9 protein-coding genes are annotated in these 12,178 nt (G+C 62.3%); all 9 read left to right on the forward strand.

Annotated elements, in window-relative coordinates:
- Positions 1 to 174: 174 nt before the first annotated feature.
- The 9 genes from FPT15_RS26300 to FPT15_RS26340 all read left to right on the forward strand — a co-directional run bounded on the left by FPT15_RS26300 (position 175) and on the right by FPT15_RS26340 (position 12,139).
- Positions 175 to 456 carry a peptidylprolyl isomerase gene (locus FPT15_RS26300; protein WP_010210937.1) on the forward strand — a complete coding sequence of 94 codons (282 nt, stop codon included), beginning with the start codon at positions 175 to 177 and terminating at the stop codon, positions 454 to 456.
- 130 nt (positions 457 to 586) lie between these two features.
- Positions 587 to 2,449 (forward strand): extracellular solute-binding protein, encoded by a 1,863-nt coding sequence (locus FPT15_RS26305; protein ID WP_145165744.1) that lies wholly within the window; start codon positions 587 to 589, stop codon positions 2,447 to 2,449.
- Positions 2,449 to 3,507 (forward strand): microcin C ABC transporter permease YejB, encoded by a 1,059-nt coding sequence (locus tag FPT15_RS26310; protein ID WP_145165745.1) that lies wholly within the window; start codon positions 2,449 to 2,451, stop codon positions 3,505 to 3,507. Before FPT15_RS26305 ends, FPT15_RS26310 begins: the two co-directional genes overlap by 1 nt.
- The gene (locus FPT15_RS26315; RefSeq protein WP_178119753.1) at positions 3,507 to 4,529 is read left to right on the forward strand and encodes an ABC transporter permease; all 1,023 of its coding nucleotides are present in this window, start codon (positions 3,507 to 3,509) and stop codon (positions 4,527 to 4,529) included. Before FPT15_RS26310 ends, FPT15_RS26315 begins: the two co-directional genes overlap by 1 nt.
- A gap of 10 nt (positions 4,530 to 4,539) precedes the next feature.
- Complete coding sequence (locus tag FPT15_RS26320) at positions 4,540 to 6,111, forward strand: ABC transporter ATP-binding protein (RefSeq protein ID WP_145165747.1); 1,572 nt, start codon at positions 4,540 to 4,542, stop codon at positions 6,109 to 6,111.
- Positions 6,112 to 6,256: 145 nt separating this feature from the next.
- Complete coding sequence (locus FPT15_RS26325; RefSeq protein ID WP_145165748.1) at positions 6,257 to 7,654, forward strand: sigma-54-dependent Fis family transcriptional regulator; 1,398 nt, start codon at positions 6,257 to 6,259, stop codon at positions 7,652 to 7,654.
- A 297-nt stretch (positions 7,655 to 7,951) separates the two neighbouring features.
- Positions 7,952 to 9,343 carry a GntP family permease gene (locus tag FPT15_RS26330; protein ID WP_145165749.1) on the forward strand — a complete coding sequence of 464 codons (1,392 nt, stop codon included), beginning with the start codon at positions 7,952 to 7,954 and terminating at the stop codon, positions 9,341 to 9,343.
- 7 nt (positions 9,344 to 9,350) lie between these two features.
- Positions 9,351 to 10,124, forward strand: coding sequence for a 3-hydroxybutyrate dehydrogenase (locus FPT15_RS26335; protein WP_145165750.1), 774 nt, complete (start codon positions 9,351 to 9,353; stop codon positions 10,122 to 10,124).
- 59 nt (positions 10,125 to 10,183) lie between these two features.
- Positions 10,184 to 12,139 (forward strand): acetoacetate--CoA ligase, encoded by a 1,956-nt coding sequence (locus FPT15_RS26340; RefSeq protein WP_145165751.1) that lies wholly within the window; start codon positions 10,184 to 10,186, stop codon positions 12,137 to 12,139.
- Positions 12,140 to 12,178 lie beyond the last annotated feature (39 nt).

The raw sequence follows: 12,178 nt of genomic DNA on the forward strand, positions 1-12,178 counted from the left end.
TTCCGGGCGTTTGCCAAAAGTGACCCGCTGTAAGAGCGGAACCCTAAGTGGCCGTGACCGCAGCAACGGATATGCCCCCAACCCTAACCCAACCCAAACCCAACGGAACTTTGCCAACAAATAACCGCCTGAATCCGGTACGCTCACCCTTTTTAATTCAAGGAGTTACTCCCCATGGCCAAAGCCACCGCCCGTCACATCCTCGTGTCCACTGAAGACAAGTGCAACGAACTCAAGGCCCAAATCGAAGGCGGCGCCGATTTCGCAGAAATCGCCAAAGCCAACTCCAGCTGCCCGTCCAGCCGCGACGGCGGCAACCTCGGTTCGTTCGGCCCAGGCCAGATGGTCAAAGAATTCGACACCGTCGTCTTCAGCGCCCCGGTCAACACCGTGCAAGGCCCGGTCAAGACCCAGTTCGGCTACCACCTGCTGGAAGTCACCAGCCGCCAGGACTGATCCAGTCTGTGCTGATGCTATAAACAACGGCCCGCCTTTTGGCGGGCCGTTGTGCATGTGATGACTGGCAAGGCTTAAGTCGATAACGTACACATCTCTATTCTTCTTCACCCGGCGCTCAAGGCTGACAATGCGATTGGCTTTTTCCATAAAACTCTGCAGCTCCGCCCTGGCCCTGCTGCTGGCCAGCACCGCTGTGATCGCGGCCCCGCAGACCTACCTCACGGTCTACGGCGAACCGGCCAAGTACCCCGCCGGCTTCAGCCATTTCGACTACGCCAACCCCAACGCCCCCAAAGGCGGCAGCCTGCGGCGCTCGGCGATCGAGATCGGGCGTTTTGATCATGTGCTGCCGTACATCGACAAAGGCATCGGCGTCTCCCAGGTCGACGGCTGGCTCTACGCCCCGCTGGCCCAGCGCTCCCTGGATGAGCCCTACACCGTCTACGGCCTGGTCGCCGAGAAGATGGAGCGCGCTGACGACGGCCTGTCCCTGCGCTTCTACCTGAACCCCAAGGCGCGCTTCGCCGACGGCACGCCAATCACCGCCGAAGACGTGCGTTACAGCTTCGATCTATTGATGACCCAAGGCAGCCTGCGCTTTCGCACCCTGTTCGCCGACGTCAAGCACGTCGAAGTCGAAGGCGAGCGCCAGGTGCGCTTCGATTTTTCCAGCAATGAAAACCGCACCCTGCCGCTGGATATCGCCACCTTGCCGGTGTTTCCCGAGCACTGGTGGAAAACCCGCGACTTCGCCAACGGCGGCGGCTACGAAGCCCCGCTCGGCAGCGGCCCGTACAAGGTCAGCAAGATCGACTCCGGCAGCACCATCACCTTCACCCGCGACCCGGACTGGTGGGGCAAGGACTTGCCCGTCAGCCGTGGCCTGTACAACTTCGATCACCTGAGCCTGGAGTACTTCGGCGATACCGAAGTGGCCCGTCAGGTGCTGCGCGGCGGTGCCTACGACTTCAATCGTGAGTTCTCCGCCACCGGCTATTCCATCGGCTACAACGGCCCGGCGCTGGACGACGGCCGCCTGCAACGCGCGCACCTGGCCAAAGAGATGCCACAACCGGCCCAGGGCTATGTGTTCAACGTGCAAAAGCCGATGTTCAAGGATCGCCGCGTGCGCCAGGCCCTGGCGATGCTGTGGGATTTTGAATGGGCCAACCGGCAGATGATGCGCAACCTGTACATTCGCCAGCAGAGCTATTTTTCCAATAGCCCGCTGGCCGCCAGCCAGCTGCCAACCCAGGAAGAGCTGGCCATTCTTGAACCGCTGCGCGATCAAGTGCCCGCTGAGGTGTTCACCCAGGTGTTCAAGGCGCCGGTCACCGACGGCAGCGGCATGATTCGCGACAAACAGCTGCAAGCCCTGGCGCTGCTGGAAGCGGCGGGCTGGAAACCCAAGGGTGACAAGCTGGTCAACGCCGACGGCGAGCCGCTGGAGTTCACCTTCCTCAATGCCCAGCCCGGCCTGGAACGCCTGCTGTTGCCGTACAAGCGCAACCTGGCGCAGATCGGCATCACCCTGAATATCCGCCGCATCGACTCCTCGCAGTATGTGAACCGCATGATGGCCCGTGATTACGACATGATCGTCGTCGGCTTCCCGGTCACCACCTCGCCGGGCCTGGAGCTGTACAACTACTTCGGCTCGCAGGCGGCTTACGATCCCGGCGCCAATAACTACATGGTGCTCAAAGACCCGGCCGTCGACACGCTGATCAGCGGCCTGGTCAAGGCCACCACCCAGGCGCAGATGCTCACCTACGCCCATGCCCTGGACCGTGTGCTGCAATGGAATTACCTGTGGATTCCCAACTACTACCCGCCCGGCACCTCCGCCGCGTGGTGGAACCGCTTCGGCCGCCCGGCCATCGAGGCCAAGAACGACGAAGCGCTGGAAACCTGGTGGGAAATCAGCCCTACGCCCCTGACGAATGAGCAAATGAATGCCGAGTTGAAGAAACGCGGAGGTACGCGCTGATGTTTGCCTATATCGTGCGGCGCCTGCTGCTGATCATCCCGACGCTGGTGATCATCCTGCTGGTCAACTTCGTCATCGTGCAGGCCGCACCGGGCGGCCCGGTTGAACAGGCCATCGCGCATTTGCAAGGGATTGGCGGCGGCGGCATCGGCGGCGGTTCCGGCGAAAGTATCAGCGGCTCCCGCGCCAGCCGCGGCCTGGACCCGAAACTGATCAAGGACATCGAAAAACAATACGGCTTCGACAAGCCCGCCCCCGAACGCCTGTGGCTGATGCTCAAGAACTACGCGCAGTTGGACTTCGGCAACAGCTTCTTTCGCGGCTCGACGGTGATCGACCTGATCCTGGAAAAAATGCCGGTGACGATTTCCCTCGGCCTGTGGGCCACGTTGATCACCTACCTGGTGTCGATTCCCTTGGGAATTCGCAAGGCGGTGCGCCACGGCAGCAGTTTTGACGTGTGGAGCAGCACCGCCATCGTCATCGGTTACGCAATGCCGGCGTTCCTGTTTGCGATGTTCCTGATTGTGGTGTTTGCCGGCGGTACGTCGCTGAACTGGTTCCCGGTGCGTGGGCTGGTCTCGGAGAATTTCGACGAGCTGAGCACCGTGGGCAAGATTGCCGATTACTTCTGGCACCTGGTGCTGCCGGTCACCGCGCTGGTGATCGGCGGGTTCGCCACGCTGACCATCCTGACCAAAAACTCTTTCTTGAATGAAATTACCCGCCAATACGTGGTCACTGCCCGCGCCAAGGGTTTAAGCGAACGGCGCGTGCTCTACGGCCACGTATTTCGCAACGCCATGCTGCTGGTGATCTCGGGGATTCCCCAGGCGTTCATCAGCGTGTTTTTCGCAGGTTCCCTGCTGATCGAGGTGATTTTCTCCCTCGACGGCCTGGGCCGCATGAGCTATGAAGCCGCCGTGTCCCGTGACTACCCGGTGGTGTTCGGCTCGCTGTTTATCTTCACTCTGTTTGGCCTCTTGATAAAACTCATCGGTGACCTCTGCTACACCCTGGTGGACCCGCGTATCGACTTCGCCGCGAGGAACGCCTGATGCTTGATTTGTCTCCGGTGGCGCGTCGGCGTTTCGAGCGCTTCAAGAAAAACCGTCGCGGCTGGTGGTCGCTGTGGCTGTTTATCGGCCTGTTTATCCTGACCCTGGGCGGCGAGCTGATCGCCAACGACAAGCCCTTGGTGCTCAGTTTCAAAAACGAGCTGTATTTCCCGGTGTTCAAGCGTTACACCGAGCAGCAGTTCGGCGGGCAACTGCCGTTCCAGGCCGACTACCGCAGTGACTACGTGCAAAAACTGATCAAGCAGGACGGCGGCTGGATGCTGTTCCCGCCGATCCCGTTCAGCGATGACACGCCCAATTACGAACTGAGCCGCCCTGCCCCCAGCCCGCCCTCGGCAGTGAACTGGCTGGGCACCGATGATCAGTCCCGCGATGTGCTGGCGCGGGTGATCTTTGGCGCGCGCGTGTCGATCCTGTTCGCGCTGGCGCTCACCGCCATCAGCGCCGCCATCGGCATTGCCGCCGGCGCTTTGCAGGGTTATTACGGCGGCTGGGTGGACTTGCTGGGCCAGCGCGTTCTGGAAGTCTGGTCCGGGCTGCCGGTGTTGTACCTGCTGATCATCCTGTCAGGGTTCGTCGAGCCTAATTTCTGGTGGCTGCTGGGGATCATGGCGCTGTTTTCCTGGCTGGCACTGGTGGACGTGGTGCGCGCCGAGTTCCTGCGCGGGCGCAACCTGGAATACGTCAAGGCCGCACGCGCCCTGGGCCTGGGCGATGGCAAGATCATTGGCCGGCATATCCTGCCCAATGCCATGACCGCCACCTTGAGCTACCTGCCGTTTATTTTGACCGGGGCGATTTCCACCTTGAGCGCCCTGGATTTCCTCGGGTTCGGCATGCCGGCAGGCAGCGCGTCGCTGGGCGAGCTGATCGCCCAGGGCAAGCAGAACCTGCAGGCGCCCTGGCTGGGCCTGACGGCGTTCTTCACCTTGGCGCTGATCCTGTCGTTGCTGGTCTTTATCGGCGAGGCATTGCGTGATGCCTTCGACCCCCGCTCATGAGTGACTGCCTATGAACCTCATTGAAATCCGCGACCTCAGTGTTGCCTTCAGCGGCCAGACCGTGGTGCGCAACCTGTGCCTGGACGTGCGCCAGGGCGAATGCCTGGCGCTGGTCGGCGAGTCGGGCTCGGGCAAGTCGGTGACGGCGCATTCGATCCTGCAACTGCTGCCCGAAGCCGGCACGCACACCACGGGCTCGGTGAAGTATCGCGGCCAGGAGCTGATCGGCGCGTCGGCGGCGACCCTGCAAAAGCTGCGTGGCAACCGCATTGCGATGATCTTCCAGGAGCCGATGACCTCGCTCAACCCGCTGCACAGCATTGAAAAACAGATCGGCGAAACCCTGCTGCTGCACAAGGGCCTGGGGGGCAAGGCGGCGCAGGCGCGCATCCTTGAATTGCTCGAGCTGGTGGGTATCCAGAAGCCCAAGGAACGCCTCAAGGCCTATCCGCATCAGCTCTCCGGCGGCCAGCGCCAGCGCGTCATGATCGCCATGGCCCTGGCGTGTGAGCCGGAACTGTTGATCGCCGATGAACCGACCACCGCGCTGGACGTGACCGTGCAGCGCAAGATCCTGCTGCTGCTCAAATCCTTGCAACAACGCCTGGGCATGTCGCTGCTGCTGATCAGCCATGACCTCAACCTGGTGCGCAGCATTGCCCAGCGCGTGTGCGTGATGCGCGCCGGTGAGATTGTCGAGCAGGCCGACTGCCAGACGCTGTTCACTGCGCCGCAACACCCGTACAGCCGCCTGTTGCTGGATGCCGAGCCGGCCGGCGATGCGCTGTGCAGTGATGAACGCGAAACGGTGTTGCAGGTCGATGACCTGACGGTACAGTTCCCCCTCAGCGGCGGGCTGTTTCGGCGCAAGACCTACCTGCGCGCGGTGGACGGCATCAGCCTCAGCGTGCAGCGCGGCAAGACCCTGGGGATTGTCGGCGAGTCTGGCTCGGGCAAATCGACCCTGGGCCAGGCGATCCTGCGCCTGCTCGATTCCACCGGCAGCATCCGCTTCCAGGGTGAAGCGCTCGACCCGCTGAATAATCAGCAAATGCGCCCGTGGCGCAAGCAGATGCAGGTGGTGTTCCAGGACCCTTACGGCAGCCTCAGCCCACGCATGTCGGTGGAGCAGATCATCAGCGAAGGCCTGGAAGTGCACGCGCCGTGCAGCCTGGCCGAGCGCGATGCGCAAGTGGTGCAGGTGCTCAAGGACGTGGGCCTCGACCCCGCCAGCCGCCACCGCTACCCCCACGAGTTTTCCGGTGGGCAGCGCCAACGCATCGCCATCGCCCGCGCGCTGGTGCTCAAGCCGGCACTGATGCTGCTGGACGAACCGACCTCGGCGCTGGACCGCACGGTGCAAAAGCAGGTGGTGGCGTTGCTGCGTGAGTTGCAGGAGAAATACGGCCTGACCTACCTGTTTATCAGCCATGACCTGGCCGTTGTGCGCGCCATGGCCCATGACATGATTGTGATCAAGGATGGCAAGGTGGTGGAGCGCGGTGCGAGCCATAGCGTGTTCGAATCGCCACAGCATCCGTACACCAAAGAGCTGCTGGCGGCGGCGCACATTCCCTTGTAGGAGCACTTTCTCCCCTGTGGGAGCGGGCTTGCCCGCGAAGGCGGTGTGACAGCCAATACCTGCGGCACTGATACACCGCTTTCGCGAGCAAGCCCGCTCCCACAGGATTGCGACCCCACCCTCCATTTGTGTTGGCGGCATAAATATGAACATCAGCGACAGCCTCAAGGACTACCAACAGGTTCGCGGCCTGGCCATCCAGTCGCTGTTCGAAATCATCGAGCAGTCCAGCGAAGGCACGGTGATTGTCGATCGCGACGCCAATATCGTGTGGATGAACGAGCGCTACGCCAAGCGTTTCGGGCTCAAGAGCGCCGACGAAGCCATCGGCCAACCCTGCGAGCAGGTGATTTCCAACAGCCTGCTGCGCCAGGTGGTGCGCAATGACCAGCCGATTTTGCTGGATATCCAGGACACGCCCAAAGGCCCGCTGGTGGTGATGCGCCTGCCCATTCACGATGATGCCGGCGCGGTGATCGGCGCGATTGGCTTTGCGCTGTTTGATGAGTTGCGCAACCTCTCGCCGCTGATCGAGCGTTACCTGAGCATGCAGCAGGAGCTGGCGTCCACCCGCTCGCTGCTGCGCTCGCGGCAGAGCAAATACAACTTCGCGCACTTTATCGGCACCAGCGCGGCCAGCCTGGACGTCAAACGTCGGGCGCGGCGCAGTGCGAATGCGCAGTCGCCGGTGTTGTTGCTGGGTGAAACCGGCACCGGCAAAGAACTGCTGGCCCAGGCGATTCACGGCGCCTCGCCGCGTGCCCACAAAGCTTTTGTCAGCATTAACAGCGCGGCGATTCCCGCGGACCTGCTTGAAGCCGAATTCTTCGGCACTGCGCCAGGTGCCTTTACCGGCGCCGACCGCAAAGGCCGTCCCGGCAAACTGCAGATTGCCCAGGGCGGCACGCTGTTTCTCGACGAGATCGGCGACATGCCCCTGCCGCTGCAAAGCAAACTGCTGCGGGTATTGCAGGAAAAGGAATACGAACCGGTAGGTTCCAACGAAATGCTGCACAGCGATGTGCGGGTGATTGCGGCCACGTCCACGGACCTGGAAGCGGCAATCAAGCGCGGTGAGTTTCGCGCGGATTTGTATTACCGCCTGAATGTGTTGCCGATCCAGGTGCCGCCGTTGCGCGAACGCCTGGATGATATTCCGGCATTGAGCGAGGCGATTCTGGAGGAGCTGCGCAGCCAGCATGAACTGGACCGCGAGGCACTGGCGTTGCTGGCGCAGCATGCGTGGCCGGGGAATATCCGCGAACTGCGCAATGTGCTGGAGCGCGCGGCGTTGTTGAGTGATGACCTGGTGTTGGATGCCAACGAGATTCGCGCCGCGATTGGCACGTTCAGCCCGGTGGCGCGTGGCGCCGTAGAGACCGTTGAAGGCGAGACGTTCGCAGCGGCGCGGGAGCGGTTTGATCGGCAGGTGATTGAGGCATCGTTGGCGGCATGTGAAGGCAATGTAGTGGGGGCAGCCAAGCGGTTGGGGCTGGGCCGGTCGACGCTGTACAAGAAGATGATGGCGCTGGGTATTGCCTAGTCTCAATAAAGAGACACGATTCTCACTATAAAGACATTCCAATGTGGGAGCGGGCTTGCTCGCAAAAGCGGTGGTTCAGCAGCTAATGAGCCGACTGATACATCGCTTTCGCGAGCAAGCCCGCTCCCACATTGGATATTCACCTGTCTCTAAATAGAGATTAATTCCAGAATCACCGATCATAAATCAAATAATATTCTTATATTTCAACAAGTTAATAAACTGGCACACATCTCGCTATAGCCCCTCTCCAACGCCTCACCCCACAAAAATAACAATTCGATCTGGAGACACACCATGAGTGTGATCATTGCCCTGGCAGCCCTCGCGCTGCTGATGCTGGCGGCCTACCGTGGCTACAGCGTGATCCTGTTTGCCCCCATTGCCGCCCTTGGCGCCGTACTGCTCACCGACCCGTCCGCCGTCGCCCCTGCGTTTACCGGGGTGTTCATGGAGAAAATGGTCGGTTTCATCAAACTGTATTTTCCGGTGTTCCTGCTCGGCGCGGTGTTCGGCAAGCTGATCGAGCTGTCGGGCTTTTCGCGTTCGATTGTGGCTGCCGCCATCCGTTTGCTCGGCACGCGCCAGGCGATGCTGGTGATCGTGCTGGTCTGCGCCCTGCTCACCTACGGTGGCGTGTCGCTGTTTGTGGTGGTGTTTGCGGTGTACCCGTTTGCGGCCGAGATGTTTCGCCAGAGCAATATCCCCAAGCGCCTGATCCCGGCGACCATCGCCCTCGGCGCGTTCTCGTTCACCATGGACGCCCTGCCCGGCACGCCGCAAATCCAGAACATCATCCCCAGCACCTTTTTCAACACCACCGCCTGGGCCGCGCCGTGGCTGGGCCTGATCGGCACCGTGTTTGTGTTCTGCACCGGCATGCTCTACCTGGCGCGCCAGCGCAATAAGGCCCAGCGTGCCGGCGAAGGTTATGGCACCGAGCTGCGCAACGAGCCGGAAACCGCCGACAACCTGGCGCTGCCCAACCCGTGGATCGCGCTGTCGCCGCTGCTGCTGGTGGGCGTGATGAACTTGCTGTTCACCCACTGGATCCCGCAGTGGTACGGCAAGACCCACAGCCTCAGCCTGCCGGGCATGAGCGCGCCGGTGACCACTGAGATCGCCAAGCTCACCGCGATCTGGGCGGTGCAGGCGGCGTTGCTGGTGGGCATCGTCATGGTGTTGGTGTGCGGTTGGTCGGCGATCAAAAGCAAGCTCGCCGAAGGCAGCAAAAGCGCGGTCAGCGGTGCGCTGCTGGCGGCGATGAACACCGCGTCGGAATACGGTTTTGGCGCGGTGATCGCCTCGTTGCCGGGCTTTCTGGTGCTGGCGGACTGGCTCAAGGGCATCCCCAACCCGCTGGTCAACGAGGCGATCACCGTAACCCTGCTGGCCGGCATCACCGGTTCTGCCTCCGGCGGCATGAGCATCGCCCTGGCGGCGATGTCCGAGAGCTTTATTTCGGCGGCCCATGCGGCCAATATCCCCCTTGAAGTGCTGCACCGGGTCGCGGCCATGGCCAGCGGCGGCATGGACACCCTGCCCCACAACGGCGCGGTGATCACGCTGCTGGCGGTGACCGGGCTGACGCACCGCGAAGCCTACAAAGACATTTTCGGCATCACGATCATCAAGACCCTCGCGGTGTTCGTGGTGATCGGTACTTTCTACGCCACCGGCATTGTGTGAGGTTTTCATGACGACATTGAACGGCAAGACCGCCCTGGTTACCGGCTCCACCAGCGGCATCGGTTTGGGCATCGCGCTGAGCCTGGCAAAGGCCGGCGCCAACCTGATCCTCAACGGCTTCGGCGATGCCAGCGCGGTGATTGCTCAGGTGCAGGCATTTGGCGGCAAGGTCGGCCATCACCCGGCGAACGTCAGCGACCCGGCGCAGATCGCCGACATGATCGCCTACGCCGAGCGCGAGTTCGGCGGCGTCGACATTCTGGTCAACAACGCCGGCATTCAGCATGTGTCGGCGGTGGAGGACTTCCCGGTCGAGCGTTGGGACTCGATTATCGCGATCAACCTGTCGTCGGTGTTCCACAGCACCCGCTTGAGCTTGCCGGGCATGAAAGCCAAGGGTTGGGGGCGCATCGTCAACATTGCCTCGGTGCATGGCCTGGTCGGCTCGGTGGGCAAGGCGGCCTATGTGGCGGCCAAGCACGGCGTGATCGGTCTGACCAAGGTGGTGGGCCTGGAGACCGCCACCAGCAACGTCACCTGCAACGCCATCTGCCCGGGCTGGGTGCTGACCCCGTTGGTGCAACAGCAGATTGATGACCGCGCAGCCAAAGGCGTGGACCCGCAGCAGGCGCAGCACGACTTGCTCGCGGAGAAACAGCCATCGCTGGCGTTTGTGACGCCCCCGCAGCTGGGTGAGTTGGTGCTGTTCTTGTGCAGTGAGGCGGGTGCGCAGGTGCGCGGTGCCGCGTGGAATATCGATGGCGGCTGGCTGGCCCAATAAAACAGACACATTCGATCTGTGTTGGCTGCAAGATTTGTACAAGAACAAGAGACTTCCTCATGTCCGAAATCCTCTGGCAACCCTCCCCCGAGCGCATCCGCAACACGCGGATGGACCAGTTCCGGCGCTTCATCAACCAGCGCCACAGCCTGCAGCTGGCCGACTACCCCGCCCTGCACCAGTGGAGCATCGACCAGCGTGCCGACTTCTGGCAGGCCATCGTCGCGTTCTTCGACGTGCAGTTTCGCAGCCCGCCCACCGCGACGCTGATCGAAGGCACTCAGATGCCCAGCGCCCAGTGGTTTCCCGGCGCCACCCTGAACTTTGCCGAACACCTGCTGCGCCGTCGCGACGATCACCCCGCGGTGGTCGCGATCAGCGAGGACGGCCAACGCGAACAGCTCACCTACGCCGAATTGGCCGAACACGTTGCCGGCCTGCAACGCAGCCTGCGCGCAGCCGGTGTCGGCGTGGGCGACCGCGTCGCCGCGTGCATGCCCAACACCTGGCAAACCCTGGTGGGCATGCTCGCCACCACCAGCCTCGGCGCGATCTGGTCTTGCTCATCGCCGGACTTCGGCACCCAGGGCGTGATAGACCGTTTTGGCCAGATCGAACCCAAGGTACTGATCACCTGCGCGGGTTATCGCTACGCCGGCAAGGGCATCGACCAAACGGCCAAACTGAATGAGATCCTCGCGCGCCTGCCGTCCCTCGAACAGTTGATTATCGTGCCTTACGCGCGGCCTCAAGCGCGCGTCACGGACTATCAGACCCAGGCCAAAGTCGCGCTGTGGGACGACTTCTACACACCCGGCGGCGAGCCTGAATTTGTCGCGGTGCCGTTCGCTCACCCGCTGTACATCCTCTATTCCAGCGGCACCACCGGCGTGCCCAAATGCATCATCCACGGCACCGGCGGTGTGCTGCTCACCCACCTCAAGGAACACGGCCTGCACGCCGACCTGTCGCGCGAAGATTGCCTGTTCTACTACACCACCTGCGGCTGGATGATGTGGAATTGGCTGGTGTCGGTGCTGGCCCTCGGCGCCACGGCAGTGCTGTACGACGGCTCGCCGTTTCACCCCGGACCGGAACGCTTGATCGACCTGATCGACGCCGAAAAAATCAGCGTGTTCGGCACCAGCCCCAAATTCCTCGCCACCCTGGAAAAAGCCGGGCTGCAGCCGCGCCTGAGCCACGATCTGGGCAGCCTCAAGGGCCTGATCTCGACGGGCTCGCCGCTGTCGCCGCAGAGCTACGACTACGTGTACCGCCAGATCAAGCGCGAGCTGTGCCTGTCGTCGATGTCCGGCGGCACCGATATCGTCTCCTGCTTTGTGATCGGCAACCCGGTGCTGCCGGTGCGTCGCGGGCAGATGCAGTGCAAGAGCCTGGCGATGGCCATCGAAGTGTGGGACGAGCAGGGCAAAGCGGTGATCGGCGAAAAAGGCGAACTGGTGTGCACCCAGCACTTTCCGGCCATGCCGATTGGCCTGTGGAATGACCCGCAGCAGCACAAACTGCGCGCCTCGTACTTCAGCCAGTTTCCCGGCGTGTGGGCCCAGGGCGACTACGCCGAGCAATGCCCGACTGGCAGCTGGCTTATTCACGGTCGCTCCGACGCGGTGCTCAACCCCGGCGGCGTGCGCATTGGCACGGCGGAAATTTATCGGCAGGTGGAAAAAGTCCCGCAGGTGCTGGAAAGCCTGGCCATCGGCCAACGCTGGCAGGATGACGTGCGCGTGGTGCTGTTTGTGCGTCTTACTGACGGTATCGAGCTGGATGAGGCCCTGGAGCAGCAGATTCGCCAGGTGATTCGCGCCAACACCACACCGCGTCACGTGCCGGCGAAGATCCTCGCCGTCACCGATATTCCGCGCACCATCAGCGGCAAGATTGTCGAGTTGGCGGTGCGCAATGTGGTGCACGGTGAGCCGGTGAAGAACACCGACGCCCTGGCGAATCCGCAAGCGCTGGAGCAGTTTCGCCAGCGCCCTGAGCTGGCCGAATGATGAAAGGTTTCAGCGCAAAAGCACTCAATTGAAGACAAA

The organism is Pseudomonas sp. RGB (assembly GCF_007713445.1).
Lineage (GTDB): Bacteria > Pseudomonadota > Gammaproteobacteria > Pseudomonadales > Pseudomonadaceae > Aquipseudomonas.